19 protein-coding genes, 1 tRNA gene and 1 pseudogene are annotated in these 23,452 nt (G+C 69.6%); 10 read left to right on the top strand and 11 right to left on the bottom strand.

The window, feature by feature from the left end:
• Positions 1–236 precede the first annotated feature (236 nt).
• Positions 237–530: a hypothetical protein gene (locus ACWGE1_RS05500; protein WP_453419236.1), complete on the bottom strand. Its 294-nt coding sequence runs from the start codon at positions 528–530 to the stop codon at positions 237–239.
• A gap of 359 nt (positions 531–889) precedes the next feature.
• Positions 890–963, bottom strand: a tRNA-Met gene (locus ACWGE1_RS05495).
• Positions 964–1,299: 336 nt separating this feature from the next.
• Here ACWGE1_RS05495 and ACWGE1_RS05490 point away from each other — a divergent pair.
• Positions 1,300–2,415 (top strand): AI-2E family transporter, encoded by a 1,116-nt coding sequence (locus ACWGE1_RS05490; RefSeq protein WP_453419235.1) that lies wholly within the window; start codon positions 1,300–1,302, stop codon positions 2,413–2,415.
• Between the two features lie 252 nt (positions 2,416–2,667).
• On the opposite strand, the gene ACWGE1_RS05485 is transcribed toward ACWGE1_RS05490, so the two are convergent.
• The 3 genes from ACWGE1_RS05485 to ACWGE1_RS05475 form a co-directional block, all read right to left on the bottom strand.
• Positions 2,668–3,117: a hypothetical protein gene (locus ACWGE1_RS05485; protein WP_453419234.1), complete on the bottom strand. Its 450-nt coding sequence runs from the start codon at positions 3,115–3,117 to the stop codon at positions 2,668–2,670.
• A gap of 880 nt (positions 3,118–3,997) precedes the next feature.
• Positions 3,998–4,642 (bottom strand): GAP family protein, encoded by a 645-nt coding sequence (locus ACWGE1_RS05480; RefSeq protein ID WP_453419233.1) that lies wholly within the window; start codon positions 4,640–4,642, stop codon positions 3,998–4,000.
• Between the two features lie 253 nt (positions 4,643–4,895).
• A complete protein-coding gene (locus tag ACWGE1_RS05475; RefSeq protein ID WP_453419232.1) occupies positions 4,896–6,518 on the bottom strand; it encodes an MFS transporter in 1,623 nt (540 codons plus the stop codon).
• A gap of 205 nt (positions 6,519–6,723) precedes the next feature.
• On the opposite strand from ACWGE1_RS05475, the pseudogene ACWGE1_RS05470 reads away from it, so the two are divergent.
• Positions 6,724–7,893 (top strand): annotated as a pseudogene (locus ACWGE1_RS05470) (TerD family protein); the annotation flags it as partial.
• A 15-nt stretch (positions 7,894–7,908) separates the two neighbouring features.
• Here ACWGE1_RS05470 and ACWGE1_RS05465 read toward each other — a convergent pair.
• Positions 7,909–9,402 (bottom strand): long-chain-fatty-acid--CoA ligase, encoded by a 1,494-nt coding sequence (locus tag ACWGE1_RS05465; RefSeq protein ID WP_453419231.1) that lies wholly within the window; start codon positions 9,400–9,402, stop codon positions 7,909–7,911.
• 330 nt (positions 9,403–9,732) lie between these two features.
• Between ACWGE1_RS05465 and ACWGE1_RS05460 the strand changes: the two genes are divergently transcribed.
• The 6 genes from ACWGE1_RS05460 to ACWGE1_RS05435 all read left to right on the top strand — a co-directional run bounded on the left by ACWGE1_RS05460 (position 9,733) and on the right by ACWGE1_RS05435 (position 16,263).
• A complete protein-coding gene (locus ACWGE1_RS05460; RefSeq protein WP_453419230.1) occupies positions 9,733–10,755 on the top strand; it encodes an AraC family transcriptional regulator ligand-binding domain-containing protein in 1,023 nt (340 codons plus the stop codon).
• Positions 10,756–11,100: 345 nt separating this feature from the next.
• Complete coding sequence (locus ACWGE1_RS05455; protein ID WP_453419229.1) at positions 11,101–12,153, top strand: 3-keto-5-aminohexanoate cleavage protein; 1,053 nt, start codon at positions 11,101–11,103, stop codon at positions 12,151–12,153.
• Between the two features lie 148 nt (positions 12,154–12,301).
• On the top strand, positions 12,302–13,276 hold the full coding sequence (locus tag ACWGE1_RS05450; RefSeq protein ID WP_453419228.1) for a quinone oxidoreductase family protein: 975 nt from the start codon (positions 12,302–12,304) through the stop codon (positions 13,274–13,276).
• A gap of 48 nt (positions 13,277–13,324) precedes the next feature.
• The gene (locus tag ACWGE1_RS05445) at positions 13,325–14,239 is read left to right on the top strand and encodes a TauD/TfdA dioxygenase family protein (RefSeq protein WP_453419227.1); all 915 of its coding nucleotides are present in this window, start codon (positions 13,325–13,327) and stop codon (positions 14,237–14,239) included.
• A gap of 105 nt (positions 14,240–14,344) precedes the next feature.
• Positions 14,345–15,628, top strand: coding sequence for an MFS transporter (locus ACWGE1_RS05440; RefSeq protein WP_453419226.1), 1,284 nt, complete (start codon positions 14,345–14,347; stop codon positions 15,626–15,628).
• Positions 15,625–16,263: an RBBP9/YdeN family alpha/beta hydrolase gene (locus tag ACWGE1_RS05435; protein ID WP_453419225.1), complete on the top strand. Its 639-nt coding sequence runs from the start codon at positions 15,625–15,627 to the stop codon at positions 16,261–16,263. Before ACWGE1_RS05440 ends, ACWGE1_RS05435 begins: the two co-directional genes overlap by 4 nt.
• A 219-nt stretch (positions 16,264–16,482) precedes the next feature.
• Here the strand turns inward: ACWGE1_RS05435 and ACWGE1_RS05430 are convergent, their stop codons facing one another.
• Both ACWGE1_RS05430 and ACWGE1_RS05425 read right to left on the bottom strand, forming a co-directional pair.
• On the bottom strand, positions 16,483–17,991 hold the full coding sequence (locus tag ACWGE1_RS05430; protein ID WP_453419224.1) for a DUF4246 domain-containing protein: 1,509 nt from the start codon (positions 17,989–17,991) through the stop codon (positions 16,483–16,485).
• Positions 17,992–18,073: 82 nt separating this feature from the next.
• Positions 18,074–18,526 (bottom strand): MerR family transcriptional regulator, encoded by a 453-nt coding sequence (locus ACWGE1_RS05425; protein ID WP_453419223.1) that lies wholly within the window; start codon positions 18,524–18,526, stop codon positions 18,074–18,076.
• Positions 18,527–18,616: 90 nt separating this feature from the next.
• Between ACWGE1_RS05425 and ACWGE1_RS05420 the strand changes: the two genes are divergently transcribed.
• Positions 18,617–19,444: an oxidoreductase gene (locus tag ACWGE1_RS05420; protein ID WP_453419222.1), complete on the top strand. Its 828-nt coding sequence runs from the start codon at positions 18,617–18,619 to the stop codon at positions 19,442–19,444.
• A 41-nt stretch (positions 19,445–19,485) separates the two neighbouring features.
• Here the strand turns inward: ACWGE1_RS05420 and ACWGE1_RS05415 are convergent, their stop codons facing one another.
• Positions 19,486–20,121, bottom strand: coding sequence for a VOC family protein (locus ACWGE1_RS05415; protein ID WP_453419221.1), 636 nt, complete (start codon positions 20,119–20,121; stop codon positions 19,486–19,488).
• Positions 20,122–20,348: 227 nt separating this feature from the next.
• On the opposite strand from ACWGE1_RS05415, the gene ACWGE1_RS05410 reads away from it, so the two are divergent.
• Positions 20,349–21,191 (top strand): MerR family transcriptional regulator, encoded by an 843-nt coding sequence (locus tag ACWGE1_RS05410; RefSeq protein ID WP_453419220.1) that lies wholly within the window; start codon positions 20,349–20,351, stop codon positions 21,189–21,191.
• A gap of 152 nt (positions 21,192–21,343) precedes the next feature.
• Here the strand turns inward: ACWGE1_RS05410 and ACWGE1_RS05405 are convergent, their stop codons facing one another.
• Positions 21,344–22,096 carry an ASCH domain-containing protein gene (locus ACWGE1_RS05405; RefSeq protein ID WP_453419219.1) on the bottom strand — a complete coding sequence of 251 codons (753 nt, stop codon included), beginning with the start codon at positions 22,094–22,096 and terminating at the stop codon, positions 21,344–21,346.
• A 131-nt stretch (positions 22,097–22,227) separates the two neighbouring features.
• Positions 22,228–23,451 carry an MFS transporter gene (locus tag ACWGE1_RS05400; protein WP_453419218.1) on the bottom strand — a complete coding sequence of 408 codons (1,224 nt, stop codon included), beginning with the start codon at positions 23,449–23,451 and terminating at the stop codon, positions 22,228–22,230.
• Position 23,452: the final 1 nt, after the last annotated feature.

Below are 23,452 nucleotides of genomic sequence, written 5' to 3'. Positions count from 1 at the left end.
CGCCGAATGGGTTCAGGGCTCTGTAACAGGCGCTTCTGCCGTTTCCTCGAACCACTTGTGCACCACCGCTCGGACGTACGGACAGTGACGGGCCGGCACTTCAGGGAGCGGCCGCGCGCCGCCCCCGGTCCAACCCCGCCGGTCGCCGCGCCCCGCCTTCTGTGGAACCGGTGGACCGGATCGGGTCAGGCGCGCGCATCAGCCAGGTGCTGTGCCTGTCGGACCATCGTTCCTGCCTACTGCTGCCCGTCCGGCAGCGGGGCGCGGCCTGCAGCCTTCTGCACCATGGCCTCCAGCTCTTCGCGCTCCAGACCGATCGTCTCCGCGTAGTGCTCCAGGGCCGTGTCCAGCAGCCACCAGGGCTCGCGCGCGTCTTCCCACGCGTCCCGCCAGGTCACGTGCTGTTCGTCGGTCCACTGGGCCGAGTCGCCGAGTTCCTCCTGAAAGCGCATCAACTCGGCGTGTGCTTCGTCGGATGCTTCCTGGAGCTCAACCAGTTCGTCCAGCGCGTCAGACAGTTCGATTTCCACCCCGGGATCTTAAGCGTCAAGACCTCTCCGGCTCGCAGCAGACCCCTGGGAGGGCCTTGGCGGGCCGCCTGGTGGAGGCGACCCTCCACGGCCAGGCAAAGCCGCTGGCTGCAACACTCCATCCTCACGGTCGCCTGCACAACGGCGGTCGTGCACCTGACGGCCGGCGGCATCCCCGCGGACCTCCCTCGCCCGCGAGCTGTACGTCCCCCGCACCACCACCGCCCGCATCGCCGGACTCCTGCGCACCTGGCGATGGACGGACGCACTGCCCGGTGTGCGCCCAGACAGCGATTTCCGGCATGCCGGGGTATGGCAGAAGGGCCCGGATCCATCAGGATCCGGGCCCTTCCGTGCAGTAGCGGGGACAGGATTTGAACCTGCGACCTCTGGGTTATGAGCCCAGCGAGCTACCGAGCTGCTCCACCCCGCGTCGGTAACCCCACCCTACGGCACCACCCGACCCCCCCTTGACCATTGATCGAAGGACAGCACCTACTCGCGGACCTGGGCCTCGTCGGGCAGACGCGCCAGACGCGAAGCGGTACTACGGCCACTGACTGAGGGGTTGAGCGTCCCCCAGGACCTCGATTCGGGTGACCGGAACAAGGCATTGCACCGGTTCGGCATACGCCCGCCCGAGCCCGCCCGAGCCCGCCAGGGTTGCCGCCACGGTCAAAGACACCCTCGGCGAGCGCGGCGCGGGCCTCGGATATTTACAAGGTCGAGCCCTGCCCCGGTGCGAACGGAGTGTGAATAGGGTGACGCCATGTCTGTCATTCTGAGCTCCACAAAGGCCGCTGCCGCACTCCGTACGTCGGCGCGGGTCTCCGCCGAGTTGCTGGTGGTCCTGGTCATGGCGGCGGCGGCCCTGTGGGTTCTGAGCCGGATGTGGTCGGTCGTCTGGCCGCTCATAGTCGCTCTGTTCCTGACCACCCTGACCTGGCCCCTGGCCGCATTCCTGCGTCGGCGCGGGTGGCGGCCCGCTCTTGCCGCCTCCGTGGTGACCGTGCTGTCCCTCCTGGTAGCCGCGGGCATCGTGGCGCTGATCGCCGTGCCCGTGGCCTCCCAGTCGGGCGAACTGGTCGACGGTGTGTCCGAGGGCATTCAGCGGCTGCGCGAGTGGGCGGCCGGGCCGCCGCTGAACATCGGCGACGACCAGATCACCGGCGCCTCCGACGCCGCGATGGACCGCCTCCAGAACAGTGTCGGCAGCGCGGTCTCCACCGTCGTCACTGGGGTGAGTACCATCTTCAACGGCCTGGTCACCGCCGTCCTGGCGCTCTTCCTGATGTTCTTCTTCCTCAAGGACGGCCCCCGCTTCCTGCCGTGGCTCACCCGCCAACTCCCCGGCCGGCTCGCCACCGACATCCCAGTCGTGTGTGCGCGCGGCTGGCAGACCCTGGGCTCGTTCGTCCGGTCCCAGGCCTTCGTCGGCCTCCTCGACGCCGTGTTCATCGGCCTGGGCCTGTGGATCGTGGGCGTACCCCTGGTACTGCCACTGGCAGTTCTGACCTTCGTCTCCGCGTTCGTACCAATCGTGGGTGCCCTGTTCGCCGGCCTGGTGGCGGTGCTCATCGCGCTGGTGTCGAACGGCCTGACGGACGCGCTGATCGTGCTGGCGATCATCGTCGCGGTGCAGCAGCTCGAAGGGAACGTGTTCCAGCCCATGATCCAGAGCCGCAGTCTCGGTCTGCACGCGGCGGTGGTCCTGCTGGCCGTCACGCTGGGCGGCAGCCTGGCCGGCGTCGTGGGCAGCCTGCTGGCCGTACCGGCGGCCGCACTCATCGCCGTCGTCTGGAACTACCTGCGCGACCAGCTCAGTGAACCACCGCACGAGCCGGAGGCCGGCGAACTGCATCCCACTGCTCCCGCCCCGTCGTAGGACCGCGCCGCGCGCCGTCGGCCCGATGCTGCTCGTGCTGCAGAGGCTCGGAGTCAGGCCGACGCGGCGATCAACCGGTCGAAGACCGGCGGCCGGGGGCAGCGCCATCGGGCAGGGTGAGCAGGCCAACGTCCCTTGGCTCGAGGGATGTTTCGGTGAGCTCTCCGTGGGCCGGGGGGAATGGGGCGCCTAGGCAGTCTCTTTCGGATCTCGCCGGGCCCGCGCCGCCCGGCGAGATCCAAAAGGGACTGCCTAGGTCTGGACGTTCGGCGGGCAGCCGGTGGCGTCGAGGAGGGAGCACTCCGACCACCCGATGAGGTTGCCGGCGTCGTCACCCTCGGGGGCGGGGTGGCCGCCGCGGCCGCCGGGTTCCGTGCCGGATCCGCCGCGGGGTGGGTCGAAGATGCCGCCGCCCGGCTCGTGGTCGGTGTCCGCGCCGACGTTGCAGCCGCCGTTGCTGCGGCAGTACGTGTCGTCGATGGCGGAGCCGCCACCGTCCTCCCATTCCTCAAAGGGGTGGATCAGGCTGCCGTTGCCGTCGGCGACGAGGTTCACTGCCGAGGCCGGGGCCGGGGACGTGACCGCTGCGGAGGCCGGCAGCGCGACGGCTCCGGAGACGACAGCGGCCGAGGTGAGGGCCATCGCCCAGCGGGCGATCCGCCGCCTGGTGCGGACGGCCGGGGTGAGGAGGTCGTAGGCCATGAGTGCTCCTTGAAACGTCTGTGTCCGGCGGAGGGGCCGCCGGATCCGTGCCTCAAGTAGGCGCGAGCGCGACGGTCGCCGTCATGCCCCAGGAACTCGTGACTTGACGGGACGGCGCAGGAGTGCACCTGGTTCCTCCGGCGTGACGTGCGCGCGACAGGGCCCCGGTCCGGGACATCCGCCCCGGACCGGGGCCTGCGCATTCCCGCCGTGGGTCTGCCCTGCTGGTTCTGTACCGCGTTCCGCTCGGCCGGCATGACGCACAGTGCTCGCACGTATTGGGCCCGTAGGGGCCGCCATGGGGCTTGCGCCAGGGGTTGGCGGGGTCGTAGTTCTCGCCAGGGTTCCCGCCGATACCGCCCGCGGAGATTGCAGGCTCGTAGGTGTCGCCCAGGGGTGAGAGCCATCGCGAGGCGCGCGGTGCGCCGCTTGGACCGGGCGTGAACGTCTTACGACATCGTGCTCTCCTGGAAGGGCTGCGTTCGGCGGAATGAGTCGCCGTTCCCCTGTCTCAAGTAGGCATGACGGCGGCATCCCCCGTCATGCCACAGGAAGACGTTCCTTGACCAAGCACGAAAAGCCCCCTACCCGACGGGAAAACCCAGTAGGGGGCTGGACGTGGAACCGGCCGCCGAGGCGGCCCGCCGGCTCCCGCCTCCGCCGCCGGACTGGAAGCTCGAATCCATCCGGACCAAGGCCGGACCGAAGGCACTGCGCGTCCGCTCGGGGATGGCGCGAGGAGCGGAGGGGGACCTGCTCACGGACGCGAAGTGCCTGCTGCGCTACGCGGTCGGCCCGAACCTGAACACCGCGGTCCTCGCCGTCTCCGCACGCCGAAGTTCAGCAAGAAGATCGGCTCGTGACTCGGGGGCCGTCCGTGTCAGGCGACCAGCTCGTAGGCGCTTCGGGCCGTCAGCCACAGGCCGGCGAGCAGGGAGAGCCTGACGATCAGCTGCTCCTGGTGCTGCTCCAGCCAGCTCCGCAGGGCGTTCAGCCGGGCGTCCGCGGACGCGGGTGCCCGGAGCGCGTACATCTCCATGACGATCAGGCTTAGCGTGGCCAGCAGGCCGTAGCCGGTCAGTGCGAGCCAGTCGGTGGGGGCGGAGAGGTTCGCGTCGATGGCGGTCGCGGCGCCGGCGCCGACCGGTGCCCAGGGTTGCAGCAGCCATGCCAGGCCGGCCGCGGTGGCCGGGGAGGCGTTGTCGATCCGGGCGGTCCAGCGCGGTGCGCCGTGCGGGCGGGGCGGTCGGCGGTGCCGGTGGGCGCCGTACAGCACCAGAGCCACGCCGATCGCGAGTTTCGCAGCGATCGCGGCGGTTGAGGGCGCGCTGTGACGGGCCGGGGGCTGTCCGCCGGTCAGCAGCATCACGCAGGCGACGACCGCGATCAGGTTGGCCGGCCACGACAGCAGGAACGCCAGGCCCTGGCGGACGCCGCGCCGTGAGGAGAGAAGCAGGATGAAGGCGCTGTTGTGCACAGGCCCCGAGGTGACGGCCGTATCGATCACCATCAGGTCGAGGACCATGGGATCAGCCGCTCCTGGGTGTCAGGACCGTCTGCCACGTGTGGATGAGCGGGACCGGTCAACACAGTCGGGCGGTGCTGCGGTGCTGCGGTGCTGCATCCCGGCTCTCCAGGTGGCGGACCGGCTGGTCAAGCAGGCCACGCCCGCATCCTCGCCCGCGTCAATCCCGTCCTCAGATCTGCTGTCGACGGCCATGGGCAAGGCCGCGCACGACACGGTCGGCGACCGGCCGGCATGCCGACCGGCCGACCGCTCAGGCTCCCGGTCCGCTCGGCCTCTCGGTGGCGGCGGAGGCGGAGTCCTCGCTGTAGTAGCGCCGTAGGAGATCCCGCTCGGCGTCCCGGTGCGGGAACATGCAGAAGATCAACAACGCACCCACGGCGATCGCGGCCAGGCCGACGGTGTACGCCCAGTCGTCGCCGTGGAGGAACGACTGGCGTGCTGCCGCGACGATCTGGTCGGCGTACTGGGGGTGCTGCTGGGCGACCTGCCCGGCGGAGGCGAACGACTTCGTCAGCTCGCTCTGGACCTGGTCCGACACGTCCTTGCTCTCGGGGGAAGCGGCGATCGCCGCGCTGAAGGCCGAGGCGTAGCCGGCGGTGAGGAGCACGCCCATGATGGACTGCATGATGGCCCCGCCGAGGTCCCGTTGCAGGTCGGCGGTGCCCGAGGCCATGCCGGCCCGTCGCACGGGCACCGATCCGGTCAGCGAGTGGGATGCGGGCGTCCCGGCGAAACCGGCTCCGATGCCGATGAGCACGTAGGCGAAGCCGATCTGCCAGTAGCTGCTGTCCTCGCCCCAGAACACCAGCATCCAGGCGAAGGCGAGGAAGAGGAACGTGTAACCGATCAGCAGGGTCGTGCGGGCTCCGCGTGTCTCGACCAGCTTCGCGGACCGCGGTGCCACGAGGACCATCATCACGACGAGGGGGAGGATGGCGGCGCCGGCTTCGACGGGGTTGTACTCGAGCACGTTCTGCAGGTACTGCTGGCTGATGAACGCCGACCCCATCATGGAGCCGTACACGATGATTCCCGCGCATGCGGCGACCCAGAACGTGCGCCGGCCTGCGATGTGGAGGTCGTACAACGGGTTGGGAGCCCGGAGCTGACGCCAGAAGAACGCTGCTCCGGCAGCCAGGGCGATCACGACGAGGCCGACGACCAGTGCCCCCTCGTCGGGGACGGCGGCGAGATTGATCGCCAGCACCAGTCCCGCGATCAGGAGGACGGACAGGACGCCGCCGAGGTTGTCCACCGGTTCGGCCGACTCGTTGGCGTGCGCGGGGACGAACAGCAGGGCCATGACCAGCGCGACCACGGCGAGGGGCAGGGTGACCAGGAACACCGACCCCCAGTAGAAGCGTTCGAGCAGCGCGCCCGCGATCACCGGCCCGAGCATGGAGATGCCACCGCCCAGGGCCGACCACAGCGCGATCGCCTTCGTGCGCCCCGGCCCCGACCACAGCGCGGTGATCAGCGCCAGGGTGGTCGGGTAGGCCATGCCGGCCGAGAGCCCGCCGAGGATCCGGGCCAGCACGAGCACGGTGTCGTTCGGCGCGTACGCGGCGAGCAGACATGCGGGGACGGACAGGGCGGTGCCGAGGAGCAGCAGCAGCTTGCGCCCGTGACGGTCGCCGACCGCACCCAGATAGAGCACCGATGCGGCCAGGCCGAGGGAGTACCCCACGGCGACCAGGTTCAGCGAAGTCTGGGAGGAGTCGAAGGCCTTCCCGATCGCGGGCAGCGCCACGTTGGCCACCGACAGGTTCAGGTTGGCCACCGCGGCAACGATGATCAGGGACGCGAGAACGAGCGACGCCCGCGCCGGGGCCTCACGCGGAACGTCGATGCGAGGCGCGTCGCTCTTCGACATGGAACCTCCGGGGCGAAATGGGGCTTCGCGTGAGTCTTGCCTGATCCGCCGTGCCGCACATCGCCCCATTGGGATGACACGCCGACCGTCGCTGACTCGGCCCGCCCGCCCCGCCGTCGTTCCCGGAAACCTGGGACTGGCCGTCCGGTGCATCCGGTCAACGCAGGCAGACGCCCTCCGGCCGCCCGCACAAGCAGGATGGGAAGCCCACATCGCTCAGTTCGACTACGACTTCCTGGCACACGAGTTCGCCCGGGCCCAGTCCCATCTGCCCGTGTCACAGCGCCTGTGCACTCTGGCGCTGAACAGGCGGGTGGACCCTCCCACGGCCGACCTTCGGCTGGGCACGCTCGCAGCCCACTACGGCGTGGTTCAGAGGAAGGCGCATGACGCACTGGACGACACCCACGTTCTGGCCTGGATCCTACGAGCCTCTCTGCGGGAGGCTGCCCGGCTCGATCTGCCTCTGCCACTGGTGTCCTGTCCGCCACGGCAGGACCCGCGGTTCACTCCGAAGCCGCCCAAGGCACCATGCGCGTTCCGGAATCCCGGCCGGCTGGCTCCCGGTGGCGCACTCAGGCAGGGCATGAAGATCGCCATCACCGGGAACACCGATACCGCGCGGGCCGAACTGGTCGAGCGGGCGGTCACTGCCGGGCTGAACGTGATGGGCTCAGTCAGCCGGTACACGAGCGTCCTCGTGACCAACGACCCGGTGTCCACGTCCGCCAAGGCACGACGAGCGCTCGCCGAAGGCATACCTCTGCTCGACGAGCAGACCTTCCTCAAGCTGTTGGGCGACGTACGTCCAGGAACCTCGCCCGATGCCGGGGCCCCGGTCGCCGAGCTGGTGGACAGCCCCGCTCCCCCACCGGCCACGGTCGCTCCGGACCTCCCGGCTCCCCGTCGTGAAGGGTCTGCCTCGCACGGACGGCTGGCCGGGCGGCGGGTTCTGGTGCTGGGCGGCCTGCACCAGGACGCGGCGGACGCCAGGGCCCGGGTCGTGGCCCTCGGCGGAGCCCCGGAGAGCCCCGATGGTGCTGTGCGGCTCCTGAGCGACGGACCCACGGAGCAGACGATCGTCATCGATCTCGCTTCCATGCCGCCCGCGGCCCGCAAGGTGGTCGTGGTCGCCGCCATCGACGGCGGCACGGCATTCGGCGACATCGGACCTGTCCAGATCACCTTGGCGCCGGGCGCCGACACCACTCGCCTGGCCCAGGCCACCCTGGACGCCGCTACGACCGAACGCACATTGGTCCTCGCCGAGGTATGCCGACGGGGCCCACTCTGGCGCTTCCGAGCCGTCGGCCAGGGCTACGACCACGACCTCGCTGCGGTCGCACGCAGCTATGGCGTCGACATCGCCGAATGAGCCCATCCGGAGGTTTCACCGACCGGTGACCACGATCTCGCGCTTGAGGATCTTGCCGGTGGGGCCTTTGGGGAGCTCGGCCGTGAAGGTGACGATCCGGGGGTACTTGTACGCCGCCACCCGGTCCCTGGCGTACGCCCGGATCTCCTCGGCCGTGGCCTCGGCACCGGGCCGGAGCACGATCACCGCTGCGATCTCCTCCCCGTGGAACGAGTGCGGCACGCCGACGACGGCGGCTTCGGCGACGGACGGGTGCGCGTACAGCACCTCCTCGACCTCACGCGGGTACACGTTGTAGCCACCGCGGATGATCAGGTCCTTCTTGCGGTCGACGATGAAGTAGAAGCCTTCCTCGTCGACACGCGCCAGATCACCGCTGTGGAACCATCCGTCGTGGACCGCCTCAGCCGTGGCCTCGGGGCGGTTCCAGTAGCCCGTCATGAGGTTCTCGCCGCGGATCGCGATCTCGCCGACCTCTCCCGAGGACACCGCGCCGCCGCCCTCGGCGACGAGCTTCATCTCGACTCCGCGGACGGGCTGTCCGATCGAGCCCGCCTTGCGCGGGCGGTCCGGGTGGTTGAAGGCGGCGACCGGTGAGGTCTCGGAGAGTCCGTATCCTTCGAGGACGGTGACACCGAAGCGCCGCTCGAAGCCGTGCAGCACCTCTACCGGAAGCGAGGCGCCGCCCGAGACGGCCAGGCGCAGCCCGTGGGCGCTGAAGCCTTCGGGGAGCTCGGCATGGAGCAGCGCCGAGTACATCGTCGGCACGCCGAGGAACACGGTGACCCCGTCGCGGGCCATGATCTCCAGGGCGCGCTGCGGCTCGAACCGCGGCAACAGGGTCAGTGTGGCGCCGGCGGCAACGGCCGTGTTCAGCGCGCAGGTCTGGCCGAAGGCGTGGAAGAGGGGCAGGCCGCCGAAGAGCACGTCGTCAGGTCCGACCCGAAGCAGCGTCTCGGCCGCGGTGGTGGCGTTGGTGGCCAGGTTCCGGTGGGACAGTTCGGCCCCCTTCGGCGTCCCGGTCGTGCCCGAGGTGTAGAGGATCAGGGCCGGGTCGTCATCGGTACGGTCGACGACGCCGGGCGCCGGTTCGTGGGCCCGCAACAAGTCGTCGAAGTCCGCAGGCTCGGTCACCAGGCATTCGGTTCCGGTCTCGGCAGCGGCCTTCACGACCTCGTCCGCGAACACAGGGAACACCAGCGCGATCCGCGCGCCGCAGTCGCGCAGGGTGAAGGCCACCTCACGGGCTTTGAGGAGCGGATTCATCGGCACGACCACGCCGCCGGCCCGCAGGATGCCGTAGTGGACGACCGGGAACAGCGGCACGTTGGGCATGGTCAGCGCGACGCGGTCGCCGGGCTGGACGCCGCGGTCGCGCAGGAGGGCGGCGACCCTGGCGCTCGCGTCGTCCAACTGGGCGTAGGTGAGCGTACTGGCGTCATGGCGGACGGCGATGCGATCGCCCTGGGCCGCGGCGGAGTCCACGAGGAACGTGGCAAGGTTGGTCATGTCGGCAGTCTCCTTGGGGTCGTCTCGGCCTGCGACGGCGCCTGAGCCCGGGCCGGTCTCGGTCCTCGGAGTCAGCTCGCGCGTGCGTGATCGTGGGGGTGTTCCGCCCCGGTGCGGCGACGGGCCCGAGCGGGGCGCGGGCGGCGGCTCGACGCGCACGTCACACCGTTCATGTCCGCCTCCGTGCCCTCGCGCGTTCGCCGGCCCAGGGCGGTCGCCACGTGCGGACCGGGCCGGTGAACGGCGCCATGCTAGGTTGCCCACTCATCACCGTGCTTGTCCTGGCGTGACATGAGACTTTTCTTTTCGGGACAGTCTTGGAGTGTGCACATGAGGCCCCTGGTCCGCACCGCAGCCCTCAGCGGCTACGTCGAGCTGTGCCGATCGCTCGGGACCGACCCTCAGCCGCTGATGAAGCGCGTGGGCCTGGACACCGCCGCCCTCGCCGTCCAGGACCGGTGGATCTCCGGTTCCGCCGCGGTCCAGGTGCTGGAACTGTCGGCAGCCGCCACGGGTCACGAGGACTTCGGACTGCTCATGGCGGAGTTGCGGCGCTTCTCCAACCTCGGCCCCATCAGTCTGGTCGTCCGTGAGGAACCCGATGTGCGGAGCGCCCTGGGGCTGTTGATCCGCCACCAGCACATGTACAACGAGGTCCTGGACACCCGGCTGTCCGAGGGGGACGGGCTGGCCACGCTGAAGGTCGACCTGCGTCTCGGCGAAGCGTTGGACACCCGGCAGGCCACGGAGCTGGCCATCGCCGCCTACCACCGAATCCTGCGCGACTTCCTGCACACCCGGTGGCAGCCGCTGTCCGTCTGGTTCAGGCACCCTGCACCGGCGGACGTCTCGACGCACCGGCGCGCCTTCGGCCCCATCGTGGAGTTCGACCGCGAGTTCGACGGCATCGTCTTCTACGCGGGCGATCTCGACGCGCCCAACGCGATGGCGGATCCGCTCCTGCGCGAGTACGCCCACCAGTACTTCGAGGCGATCACCGTGCCCCGGGACACCACCACCGCGGACCGGGTGCGCGAGCTGATCGAGGTCCTGCTGCCGACGGGGCGCTGCTCGATCGAGCAGGTCGCCCGCAGCCTGGGCGTGGACCGTCGGACCGTCCACCGGCACCTGGCCTCCTCGGGCGAGACGTTCTCCTCGCTCCTGGGCACCACCCGCCGGCACCTCGCGGAGCAGTTCGTCGCGAACCCACGGCGCTCACTCACGGAGATCTCCGACCTGCTGGGCTTCTCGTCGCTGAGCGGTTTCTCGCGCTGGTTCCACGAGCAGTTCGGGTGCAGCCCCAGGGCATGGCGCAGTGCCAGGAGCCGCCCCCGGCTCCCCGGCCAGGACTGACACCGAGGGCGGGACGGGCTCGGCCGTGCCGTGCGGGCCCACTCGGTACGGCCCACTCGATACGGTCCACCGATGTCCCCAAATGACAAATTTTCTGTCCCTGAGAGTCAAGCGATCACGGTTGCCCGCCCCTACCTTGGCACCACCGCAGAGACGCGGTCGGCCACCGGACGGGAGCGGGTTCCCTATGCACGCTTCCTCCGGACCGGTCGATCGTACGAGGGCCGCCATGCGCCCGCTGTCCCCGGTGACCCGCATCCATCCTCGCCGGACGTAACAACCCCTTACATCGCACGCGGCGATGCTTCCGGCGAGTGATCACCCATCGCACGAAGGAGACGGACCGTGCATTTCCACGACGACTCACTCTTCCCGGAGAACCAGGAGAAGCTGGTGATCCAGGCCGCTCCCTACGGGCCGGAGTGGCTGCCCGGCGACGCCGACGACCTCCCCCTGACGATGGACGAGCACGTACAGGCGGCCGTGGACTGCCACAACGCCGGAGCCACCGTGCTCCACATCCACGTACGCGAGCTCGACGGCAAGGGTTCCAAGCGGATGTCCATGTTCAACGAGCTGCTGGGCCGGCTGCGCCAGGCCGTGCCGGACATGGTCCTGCAGATCGGCGGCTCGATCTCGTTCGCTCCTGAGGACGAGGGCAGCGAGGCCAAGTGGCTGAGCTACGACACCCGCCACCTGCTGGCCGATCTCGACCCCGCCCCGGACCAGGTGACGATCGCGATCAACACCAGCCAGATGAACATCGTCGAGATCATGACCGACGACGACCTGGCAGGCACCTCGATCGCGAAGCCCGAGTACTACAAGGCCTACCGCGACATGGTCGTCGAGGCGGGCCCCGATTTCTACCTGGAGCACCTGGAGCGGCTGCGCGAGAACGGCATCCAGCCGCACTTCCAACTCGCCACGCTGGCCCAGCTCGAAACCGTCGAGCGGCTCATCCGGGCCGGCGTCCACACCGGCCCGCTGATCCTCAACTACGTGGCCATCGGAGGCGGTTTCGCGGGCCGGCACCCGGCAGACCTGATCGAGTTCGTCCGTCGCACCCCTGACGGCGCCGTCCTCACCATCGAAAGTTCCATGCGCGCGGTGGCGCCGATGAACGCGATCGGCATCGCGCTCGGTGTGCACGTACGCGTGGGCAACGAGGACAACCTGTGGCGCCGGAAGGGCGAGCGCATGACCACCCTCGAGCAGATCGAGCAGATGGTGCAGATCTCCGAGGCGCTCGGCCGCGACATCGCGACGGGCGCCGAGGCCAAGAAGATCTACAAGCTCGGCGAGTACTACTCCGGGGCCGACGAGACGCTGGCCCGTCTCGGCATGGTGCCGAACCGCCGTCCCGGTCAGCGCGGCCCCATGCTGCGCGTCGTCTGATCGCGGCACGGGACCACCCCGCCGCCGTGCCGCCGCCGCGCGGCTACGGACCCACGGGGCTGCCGTGGCCCCGGGGCTGCCGAAGGGGCCCCGGCACCGGCGGCCCCTTCCTCCCTTCCCCACCTCCCACGAACAACGGAGCACGCCCATGGCGCACGCCATTCGCTTCAAGGAGACCGGCGGTCCCGACGTCCTGCGCCGGGAAGAGGTCGTCGTCGGCGACCCCGGTCCGGGCGAGGTACGGATCCGGCACGAAGCCGTCGGACTCAACTTCGCCGACACCTACTTCCGCAGCGGCCTGTATCCCGCACCGCTGCCCGCCGGACTGGGTGTCGAGGCCGCGGGGGTGGTCCAGGCGGTGGGCGAAGACGTCACCCATGTCGCCGAGGGCGACCGGGTCACGTACACCGGAAGCCCGCTCGGTGCCTACAGCACGGAACGGGTCATGCCCGCAGGCTCCTTGATCCGGCTGCCGGACGGCATCGGCTTCGAGACGGCCGCCTCGATGACCATGCGCGGCCTCACTTCCGCCTACTTGTTGCGCAGGATCCACCCGCTGAAGGCCGGGGAAACCATCCTGCTGACAGCGGCGGCGGGTGGTGTCGGCCTGATCGTCTGCCAGTGGGCCAAGCTGCTCGGGCTGACCGTCATCGGCACCGTCTCCACCGAGGAGAAGGCCGAGCTCGCCCGCGCCCACGGCTGCGACCACGTCATCCGATACCAGCGCGAGAACGTGGCCGAGCGGGTGCGCGAACTGACGGACGGCGTCGGCGTCCCGGTCGCCTTCGACAGCATCGGCAGGTCCACCTACGCCGCCTCGCTGGCCTCGCTGAGGCGCCGCGGTCTGCTGGTCTGCTTCGGTACGGCGTCCGGGCCGGTCCCGCCCATCGACGCCATGCAACTGGCGGTCGGCGGCTCCCTGTTCGTCACCCGGCCCGCTCTCGCCGACTACATAGCCGACCCTGCGGAGCGAGCGGCGCTGGCGGGAGAGCTCTTCGACCACGTCGCTTCCGGACGCATCGCCATCGAGATCAACCAGCGCTACGCGCTCGACGACGCCGTACGGGCACACCGCGAGCTGGAGTCGGGGCGGACCACGGGCTCGTCCGTCTTCGTCCTCTGAGCCGCTGCCACATCACGCGCGTCTCCACCCTCTCCAGGAGGAAGCACCATGGAAAAGACCGTCCCTTCGCCGGATGGCGCACCCTCGTCGGTGCGCGCCCACTCCCGCGGCTCGATCAGGGTCGAGCCGCTGACCTGCACCATCGGCGCCGAACTCGCCGGAGTGAACCTCGGCGACGCCGTGCGCGACGACGACCTGTTCGCCGAGATCAAGGCCCTGCTCCTGCAGTACAAGGTGCTGTTCCTGCGGGAACAGGACATCACGCGCGCCGACCACGTCGCCTTCGCCGAGCGCTTCGGCCCGCTGGAGGACCACCCGGTGGCCGGCAGCGACCCCGACAACCCCGGCCTGGTACGGATCTACAAGGACCTGGACAGCGCGCCCGAGCACTACGAGAACGCGCTGCACACCGACGCCACCTGGCGCGAGAACCCGCCCATGGGCGCCGTACTGCGCTGCATCGAGTCGCCCCCGGTGGGCGGTGACACGATCTGGGTCAACATGGCCGAGGCCCACCGCCGACTGCCGGAGCACATCAAGACACAGATCCAGGGACTGCGGGCCCGGCACAGCATCGAGGCCACCTTCGGCGCCGCCATGCCCCAGGAGGAGCGTCACGCGCTGGCAGCGCGGTTCCCCGACGCGGAGCACCCGGTGGTGCGCACCCACCCCGAGACGGGCGAACAGATCCTCTTCGTCAACGCCTTCACCACGCACTTCGTCAATTACCACACCCCCGGGAACGTGCGCTTCGGGACGGACTACGCCCCCGGCGCGGGCCTCCTGCTGAACTACCTGATCGGCCAGGCCGCCGTCCCCGAGTACCAGGTGCGCTGGCGCTGGACGCCGAACAGCGTCGCCATCTGGGACAACCGCTCCACCCAGCACTACGCCGTCCAGGACTACTGGCCCGCCGTCCGCAGGATGGAGCGCGCCGGAATCGTCGGCGACCGACCGTTCTGACTCTTTCCCTTTCCGCCAAGAGCAGTTGAGGTGATGACAATGGGGTTTCTCACCACTGCGGAACCCACCCCGGGAAGAACCGGTTCCGGTTCCTCGGAGTGGCCCGTGTCCCGGCGCTACGCCTGGGTGGTCTTTGCACTGAGTTTCGGACTCCTGCTCTCGGACTACATGTCCCGGCAGGTCCTCAACGCCGTCTTCCCGATGCTGAAGGCCGACTGGCTGCTCTCGGACGCCCGACTGGGGTCCCTCAGCGGCATCGTGGCGCTGGCGGTCGGCCTGCTCACCCTCCCGCTCTCGCTGCTGGCCGACCGATGGGGCAGGGTGAGATCTCTGGTCATCGCGGCCACGATGTGGAGCCTGGCGACCCTGGGCTGTGCGGTGGCGGCGAGCTACGACCAGATGTTCACCGGCCGGCTCTTGGTCGGCGTCGGCGAGGCCGCGTACGGCAGTGTCGGTATCGCCGTGGTCCTCAGCGTCTTCCCGCACGCCCTGCGGGCGACGCTCTCGGGGGCCTTCATCGCCGGCGGGGCCTTCGGCTCGGTCCTGGGCATATCCATCGGCGGCGCCGTGGCCCAGGCGTACGGCTGGCGCTGGGCGTTCGGCGTGATGGGCGTCTTCGGCCTGGTGCTCGCGGGCATCTACGCCGTAGTGGTCAAGGAGAAGCGGCTGGCCCCGCGGCAGGATCCGGCGAAGGACGGGGCCGGCCCGGAGGAACGCGACCGCCTTCGCGTGCTCCTCCCGCGGCTGTTCTCCTCCGTCTCGGTGGTCAGTGCCTACATCGGCAGCGGTCTGCAGCTGTTCATCGCGGGCGCCCTGATCGCCTGGCTGCCCAGCTACTTCAACCGCTACTACGGCATGCCCACCGCGAAGGCCGGTGCGACCGCGGGCCTGTTCGCCCTGGTGATCGGTGTCGGCATGATCGTCGGTGGCATCGTCTCGGACCGGATCAGCCGGCGCGCCCCGATCCGCAAGTGGGCCGTCGCCATCAGCTGCAGCGTGGGCTCCCTCGTCCTGCTGATGACCGCGTTCCGCCTGCCGGCCGGCCCCGCACAGCTGCTTGTGCTGGGGCTGGGAACCGTGCTGTGCGCCGGAACGGCCGGGCCGGGGGCCGCCATGGTGGCGAACCTGACGCCCGCTGCCATCGCCGCCACGGCGTTCGCCACACTCACGCTGGCCCAGAGCCTGCTCGGACTCGCCCCCGGCCCGGCGGTCACCGGGATGCTCGCCGACCGCCTCGGTCTGCTCGGCGCGCTCCGGCTCGTCCCGCTCGTGGCGATCGCGGCCACCGCAGCGTTCCTGATCGGCCGCCACTCCTACGACCGTGACGTACACCGTCTGACCGGGGTCGCCCCGGAGGCGGCGCCGCGCAAGGCGGAGGTGTCCCCATGAGCGGTACCACCGAGCCGGTGGTCGTGATCGTCCCCGGCCTGCGCGACCACGTCGAGGAGCACTGGCAGACCCTGCTGGCGGATCGGCTCACCGAGGCCGGGCGCAGCGTCCGCACCGTTCCCCCGCTGACGCAGGACCGGCTGAGCTGCGAGGCAGCCGTCGCCGCACTGGACAAGGTGATGGTGCAGATCGCGGGGCCCGTCGCACTGGTTGCCCACAGCGCCGGTGTGATCACCGCCGTCCACTGGTCCCGGCGGCACCCGGCGCAGGTGCAGGTGCAAGGGGCGCTGCTGGTGACGCCGCCCGACTTCGAGCAGCCTTTGCCTGCGGGCTACCCCACCACCGACGTGCTCGACGAGAACGGCTGGAACCCGGTGCCCCGCTCGCCGCTGCCCTTCCCCACCATCGTCGCGGCCAGCTCGAACGACCCACTGGGCACTGTCGAGCGAGTAGCCGAGCTGGCCCGGAACTGGGGCGGCCGACTCGTGGAACTCGGCGATGTCGGCCACCTCAACCCCGCGTCCGGCCATGGCCCGTGGCCGAGGGCAGAGGAACTCCTCCGCGAGCTCGAACACAGCCGATCCCCCTCACGGCCCCCGCGAAGGACGACGATGAACACCGGCACCGGCGGGTGACAGGTCCCGCGGGACGGGTGTCGACCATTGAGCAGGCCTTCCTCCACTTGCCCGCGGCCTCCAACGACCGGTGCGTGCCCCAGACCCGGTCGCCGGGCACGCACCGGCCGTCCCGTCTGCCGACTGATCGACGATTCAGGGCTGCCGGTGTCCGCGAGCCCGCACGACGGACTGACACCCGCGCACCCCTGAGCCGCATGCATTCATGGCAGAAGGGGGTCAGTGCTCGCAGAGGGAGAATTCTCGCTCGTAGAGCTGCTCGTTGTGTTCGTCGACGAAGAACTTACGTTCCTGCATGAGTTGTTCCCGGTAGTTCTTGGCCTGCTCAAGCGTCATGGTCGAGGTGTCGGACCAGGGTTGTTGCGGCGGCACATCGGATGTCGAAACGATCTCTTCCGACGGGTCGACCAGGAAGAACGCCAGAATCTTGCGGTGTCCCGGGCGTGTGGGGTCCAACAGCCGGAATGAGCCGACGCGGTGCTGCAGGATGTTCGGGAACGCCAGGCAGCGGCCCGCCGGCGTCGATGCCGATCCCAGCAGCTGGTTCAGCGCGTCCTCGTCCTCCAGGCCGTAGACCTCACGCAGACCGTCGTCGTCGTTCTGCTCGTAGTCCGGGTCGTCGAGTGCCGCCCGGAAACTCAGCCGGCTTTCGGTGATGTTCTCGCTGTCCCAGTAGTAGATGCCGGTCGAGACGATCCGCTCGTTCAGCATGCCCTCGACGTGCCAGGAACCGCCGGCGTACTCGGGCTTGTCCGGGGTGAGGTGAAGGGTGGCGAGCTTGACGATGACCTGAAGGCGGCGGCCACGCAGGTCGACCCGGGCGGATTCGTCGGGCGCCTCGGGCACGGTGAATTCCGGGGCCTCCGGGATGACCGGGCGGCGGTTCTCCCACCATTCCTCGTGGGCGGATTCCCACGCACGGAGGGCTTCCCTGTGGGCCGCGGGATCGCTGTACGAGGACTTGTTCGGATACTCCGGTTTCGAGTCGTACCACCCGTAGGGATCGGCCGCGATCCGCAGGGGCCGCGGATGACGCAGATCCGTGAGCACCTTCTCCCACAGCGGGAGCATCCGCGCGAACAAGTCCGGCAGGACGGAAGCCAGTTCTTGATGCGTCTCGGGATGGACGTTGTTGACGTACGAGCGGAAGGCGACATCGCCGTCGTCACTGACGTCCACGTCCGTGGGCAGCCACTGGAACCTCTCCGAGAACTCGTACTTCGAGTAGCGGGTCGTCGGATTCTCCCAGGCCCGCTCGGGTGCGCCGCTCGCCTCCCTGACCAGGCAGAACATCGAGGGATGAACCAGATCCAGCACCTGGCCGTCCGATCCGGGGTGCCAGTCCTGTTCCTCTTCGGGCACCTCTTCCAGAACCCGCACCGCCTCGCGCAGCCGGAACCTGAGCTTGTCGTCGACCAGTGCGTCCGACTGCCACACCCCGTCGACGGCGGACACCTCGATGCCCGTTCGTCCGTCCCGCAGCGCGGCGTAGTGCTCGAGTTCGGCAAAGACGTAGCGAACCTGCGCTTCGGTGAGGCCCTCGGCGAGCGCCTCCTGCGTCCACCGGGCCACGATGTCGGCATCGTTCATCTTGTCGAACCACCCGGGCTTCGCCCGAAGATGCGCGCTGCATTGCATGATCTCGAGTTCCCGCAGCGTCCGGGGTTTCGCGAACGATATGGAACTGGACGCAGCAAAGGGCAGTGGGAAAGCAGACAGGCCGGTCAATTCTCTTGATCCTTGCAGTCGGTGTGCAGTGGCGGGAAGGATAGTCCAGCGGACTGACACCGCCCGCCCGCGGTCCCTGCGATCACGCATTCTCCGACGGATCACACTCCTGACGAGTGTGGGCGCGTGCGGCGTCCGGGTGGGACGGATTCCAGAGCCCGTGGGCCTCGCCACGGACGAGGTGATCCTCGTAGATCCGCACTTTGTGCCGCATCACGGCCAAGGCCCTCTGCAGCTCCTGGATCTGTTCCTCCACCTGCTCTGCGTGCCGGCGCAGCAGCTCCAGCCGCTCGTGTTCGTTGCCCGGTCCTTGGCGGACCAGCTCGATGTACTGACGGATCGTCGCCAGTGACATTCCGGAGGAGCGCAGCTTGGTGCAGACCGCCAGCCACTCCAGATCTTCCTCGTGATAGATCCGGCGGCCGTTGGACAGACGGCGCACCGGGTTGGCGAACAGGCCCTCACGCTCGTAGAACCGCAGTGCGTGAACGCTCAGCCCGCTGCGCTCCGCCACCTCACCGATGCTCAGGTCCATGAGCGACTCCTCTCGGGCAGTTGATCTAGACATGACTCTAGGTTCTAGCGTCGAGCCGAAGCCCGATCGGGCGATCAGGAAAGGGAGAACATGAGCGTTTGGTTTGTCACCGGTGCATCGCGTGGGCTCGGCGCGGAGATCACCCGCGAGGCACTGGATCGAGGTCACAGCGTCATAGCCGCGGCGAGGGATGCGTCGTCAGTACTCCGTGCGTACCCCGACAAGCCGGCCGGATTGCTGGCGGTGAGCGCGGACGTGACCGAGGTCGGCCAGCTGACCGCTGCGGTGCAGGCCGGCCTGGCGGAGTTCGGCCAGATCGACATCGTGGTCAACAACGCCGGCTACGGCCTCGTGGGAGCGATCGAGGAGGTCACCGACGAGGCTGCCCGGGCTCTGTTCGACGTCAACGTGTTCGGTGTGCTCAACACGCTGCGGGCCACCCTGCCGACGCTACGTGCCCGGCGATCCGGACATGTCTTGAACATCGGCTCTGTGGGCGGCTTCGCCACCGTTCCGGGCGTGGGCCTGTACGGTGCGTCGAAATTCGCCCTCGAGGGCATCTCCGAGGCGCTTCACGGTGAGCTGGCACCGCTCGGCATCCGCGTCACGATCGTCGAGCCGGGCGGCTTTCGCACCGACTTCCTCAACAGTTCGAGCCTGCAGGTCGAACCGGCCTCCATCGCCGACTACGGTGCCGGCGCGGGACCGGTGCGCGAGGCATTGGCCCAGAACGACGGCCGCCAGCCGGGAGATCCGGTGAAAGCGGCGAAGGCCATCGTCGACGTCACCGAGGTCGCCGAGCCTCCGCTGCGCCTGCAGTTGGGCGCGGATGCGATCGAGCGCGTCGAGACGAAGCTGGACCTGGTGCGACGTGAGCTTGACGGATGGCGTCACGTAGCACTTTCCACCGGCATCTGAGGGGGCCGGCCGGCTGCTCCCGCGGGGCAGTCGGGCCCTGGTCAGATCGTGACCGGGCCCTTGGCGGTGGCGAACTCGACCGAGACCAGGCCCGGTTCCTCATCCTCGACCCAGGTGACGTCGATCTGGTCGAGGGGGTGGTCGGCCGGTTCGCCGAGGAATTCGGCGATGGAGGCGGCGTCGCCGGCGATGGAGACTCCGCGGATGGTGGTGGAGGTGCGCGGGTCGGCGCTCGGGCGCTCCTCGACGGGGACCGACCACTGGAGGAAGTAGGGCAGTTGCGGGTCCTCCAGCAGTTCCAGCAGGCCGATCTGCTTCCACCTCAGGTCGAAGCCGTCGGGGCGGACGCGGTGGCCCTCGGCCGAGGTGCGGCCGAGGCGGGCCTCGACCGGGGTGATGTCGTCGACGGAGACCACCCAACCGAGCCAGCCGCCGCCCTCGGCGGCTCGGCGCGCGACCGCCTGGCCGAAGGGTGCGCGGTCGGCGGCGGGGTGGTCGAGTGTGGTGACGACCTCGACGTAGGTGCCGCCGCTGAGCGGGAGAATGAAATTGCGGGTGCCGAATCGTGGGTGCACGCCCCCGTCGACGAACCCGGCGCCGAGGGCCGATCCGATCCACTGGACGGTCGAGACGAAGCTGTCGCGGGCCACCGCATAGGACACGTGATCAAGTCGCACCGCGTCATCATCACCTGACAACCCGCACAAATCCCGTCGCCACGCCCGCCACCCCGGCCGCGTCTGCCGTGGATTCAGCCGTGGAGCCGATCGATCACCGTCATCCCGGCGGGGAGGCCCGGTCGAAGCCGGGCAGCAGTGCTGGGTCCGGGTGGTGTGTAGTTGCACATGCCGTAGCGGCATGTGGTGTCGTCGAGGGCACCACAGCACGAAAGGCCCTGTCTGCGATGTACCCCTCCGCCACGCCTCCCCGCGAGGTCAAGATCGGCGATGCCGCCGCCTTCGCCGGAACCACCCCGCGCGCCATTCGTCACTACCACCAGATCGGTCTGCTGCCGGAGCCCCAGCGAGGCGGAGACGGACGCCGCCGCTACGGCTACGACGACATGATCCGCCTGCTGTGGATCCGCAAGATGTCCGAGGCCGGCATCAGCCTGGACGACATGCGGGCCGCCTTCGACGAAGCCCGGGACGTCGAGGACGTCCTGGGACGGCTGGAGGAGACCCTGGCCGCCCAGGAGGCCGACATCAAGCGTCAGCGCGCGGCAGTCCAGCGCCTGCGGGTCGTGGGCAGCCCACTGGGCCTGCTCTCCCCGTTGGTCACGGACCGGCTCAGCCACCTGCCTTCCGGCGCACTGCGCCCCTCCGACCTGGACACCCTGCTGGTCACGGAACGGATCTTCGGGCCGCTGGGAGCCGCGATTCAGGCCAGCGTGTTCATCACCCTGGCGACCCATCCCGCCCTACGGGCCGAGGCAGACCGCCTCGACGCGGCCGACGCCGCCCTCGATGACACCGTCGACCCCCACGACCCGCAGGTCGAGGAACTTGCCGTGCAACACTGCGCCCACCACGAGGCCCTGCTCCAGGCCATCGAAGCCGCCGGACTGGACGTGGCCGAGGAGAAGCTCTTCGAGATCGACGACGCCGAGGCGAGCGGCGAGGAGGACTCCCGGATGGGTGCCTTCGAAGCGGTGACCAAGATGCCCTATGGCTTCTCCGCGGCCCGGACGCGGTGCATGGAACTCACGGCGCGGCTCCTTGACGGGGGCCTCTCCGCAGGCAGCTGATCGCCGGTGTGGCCGTGCGCGAGGCTGGGCGAGGCTGGGCGCGTACGAGGGTCTGCAAGAGAGCGAAGGAAGCCCGGCCGGATGGTGCGGGCGTCAGAGGAGATCTGCTCGTCGTCACCTTGCAGCCCAGTCGTCGCCGGTGCCTCCGTGGTTCAGGCGGCTCCTGTCCCGTCGGTGAGCTGGAAGGTGATGACGTCGACTTCGTCGGTTCCCGCCAGATCCGGGTAGTGGCCCTTGAGGCCGTCCCGGAGTTCGGTTGCGGTCGTCAGCCCCTCGGCCCGGGCGTCCTGGTTGGTGAGGTCGCTGACCAGGCAGTGCCTGATGTCGGTCACCTCTGCCGGCAGAACGACTTCGGGGTCGCTTTCAAACACCAGCCGTGCCGGCCCGAGCTGGGCCGGATCCCGGAAGCGGGTGGTCTTGGTCTTGGCGCCGGAGCGGACGTCTTCAAGGTAGCGGGGGTTGAACCGGATGATCGGGGGACCGGCCGTCTCGGGGTCTTGGTAGAGCGATGGGTCGAGACTGTTCATGCCTTCCGGGGTCCATCGCTGGGTCAGCGGCATCAGGTCGGCGGCGAGAACGGACCTGGGCCCCGCGGGCGTGGGCACGATGACGCGCATGGTGGGGTAGTAGTCCACGAAGACCTGCCGATCGCGCCCGCACGGACCGATGACGCCGCGCCCGTGGTTTCCCACGGCAACGATGCAGCGCATCTGGCGGGCGCCCTGGGCTCGTGCGGCTCCCAGAGCCACTAGTTCGGCGCAGGGTCCGCCGGTGAAGTGGTAGAGGTTCACGCCGGCGAACATCCGGTAGTCGGCGGCCATGACCGCGGCGCCCATCGTGTGGATCCCGTCTTCGTCGGGCCCGGCGTCGGTATGCGCGTCTATGGTGCGGCGTGCCAGCTCCACGAGCTCGCGCTCATCATCATCGAGAGCGCGTGCAGATGACGGTACGTACACGTTTTCAGCCCTCCCTTTCGTCAGCAGTCGCGAAGATCATTCCACGCCAGGCAGGTGGGCTCCACGGGATTTCGGCTTGATCATCTGCTGGGGCCGTTGCCCGGACGAGTCCCGAATGCTGTGACAGCGGCGGTGATCGACAGTGCGGCAAGCAGTGCGAAGAGTGCCGGGTGTCCGCCGAGGGGTCCGGCCAGGAGGGCGCCGGCGAAGGGGGCGAGGGCGGCCGCTGCGTGCGCGGGTGCGCCGAGGAGTCCGGAGAGTCGGCCGTAGTGGGTGGTGCCCCAGCGGTCGGTGACGGCGGTCGCCTGGAGGAGGGTGAGGTTGCCGCGGATCACCCCGGCGAGGATGGAGACCGCAACGAGCAGGGCGTACGGGCCTGCCACGGTGGCGAGGGCTGCGGTGGTGAGGGCGCCGAGTGCGATGAGGGTGACGGTGCGGGCGGTGACGCCGAGGTGGTGGGCGAGGGTCGCGTACAGGGTGCGGCCGAGGGTTTGGCCCGCGCCGCCGAGGCCGAGGGCCCATGCGGCTTGGGTGGTGGTGTAGCCGCGTTCGAGGAGGAGGGGGACGAGGCCGATGACGACGGCGTACATCGCGAACGCGGACAGGGTGAAGGTGACGGCCAGCATCCAGAACGCCCGGCTGCGCACCACGCCTTCGTGGCCGCTGGTGACGTGCGGCGGGCTCGGCGGGGCCGGCGGCCACGGGGCCTTCAGCGCGATCGCGTGGGCCGGGACGGTCAGGGCCGCGAGGATGCCGGCGAGCACTGCGTAGGTGGCGCGCCAGGACATGTGGTCGGCGAGCATTGCGGTCAGGGGTGCGAAGACGGTGGAGGCGAGTCCGCCGGCGAGGGTGACGATGGTGAGTGCGCGGATGTGCTCGGGGCCCCACCAGCGGGTGAGGGCGGCGAAGGCGGGCTGGTAGAGGATGGCGGCCATGGCCGCTCCGGCGAGCAGCCATCCGGCGAAGAAGACGGCCAGGTTGGGGGCCGCGGCGATCACCAGCAGGCTCAGCGAACCCAGGACGGAGCCTGCCGTCATGACGGTGCGGGGGCCGCGGCGGTCCAGGACGCGGCCGACGTGGATCCCGGCCATGGCGGAGACGACGAGGGCGGCGGAGAAGGCTGCGGTGGTCGCGCCCGCGCTCCAGCCGGTGTCGGCGGTGATGGCCGGGTTGAGGACGAGAAAGGCGTAGTAGACGATGCCCCAGCTGGTGATCTGGGTGAGGCAGAGGGCGGGCAGGACGGCGCGTGGCCGCGACCGGACCCCCGCCCCGGTCGCGACCACGCCGCTTTGAAGGTCGCTCACC

The organism is Streptomyces sp. NPDC054932 (assembly GCF_053610205.1).
Note: the sequence above shows the minus strand (reverse complement) of the source record. Positions and strands in the feature narration are given on the sequence as shown.

Bases quoted from the DNA above. Each gene is read 5' to 3' on its own strand.
- ACWGE1_RS05490 (WP_453419235.1), top strand. From the start codon at position 1,300: ATGTCTGTCATTCTGAGCTCCACAAAGGCCGCTGCCGCACTCCGTACG.
- ACWGE1_RS05485 (WP_453419234.1), bottom strand. From the start codon at position 3,117: ATGGCCTACGACCTCCTCACCCCGGCCGTCCGCACCAGGCGGCGGATC.
- ACWGE1_RS05480 (WP_453419233.1), bottom strand. From the start codon at position 4,642: ATGGTCCTCGACCTGATGGTGATCGATACGGCCGTCACCTCGGGGCCT.
- ACWGE1_RS05475 (WP_453419232.1), bottom strand. From the start codon at position 6,518: ATGTCGAAGAGCGACGCGCCTCGCATCGACGTTCCGCGTGAGGCCCCG.
- ACWGE1_RS05465 (WP_453419231.1), bottom strand. From the start codon at position 9,402: ATGACCAACCTTGCCACGTTCCTCGTGGACTCCGCCGCGGCCCAGGGC.
- ACWGE1_RS05460 (WP_453419230.1), top strand. From the start codon at position 9,733: ATGAGGCCCCTGGTCCGCACCGCAGCCCTCAGCGGCTACGTCGAGCTG.
- ACWGE1_RS05450 (WP_453419228.1), top strand. From the start codon at position 12,302: ATGGCGCACGCCATTCGCTTCAAGGAGACCGGCGGTCCCGACGTCCTG.
- ACWGE1_RS05445 (WP_453419227.1), top strand. From the start codon at position 13,325: ATGGAAAAGACCGTCCCTTCGCCGGATGGCGCACCCTCGTCGGTGCGC.
- ACWGE1_RS05435 (WP_453419225.1), top strand. From the start codon at position 15,625: ATGAGCGGTACCACCGAGCCGGTGGTCGTGATCGTCCCCGGCCTGCGC.
- ACWGE1_RS05425 (WP_453419223.1), bottom strand. From the start codon at position 18,526: ATGGACCTGAGCATCGGTGAGGTGGCGGAGCGCAGCGGGCTGAGCGTT.
- ACWGE1_RS05420 (WP_453419222.1), top strand. From the start codon at position 18,617: ATGAGCGTTTGGTTTGTCACCGGTGCATCGCGTGGGCTCGGCGCGGAG.
- ACWGE1_RS05410 (WP_453419220.1), top strand. From the start codon at position 20,349: ATGTACCCCTCCGCCACGCCTCCCCGCGAGGTCAAGATCGGCGATGCC.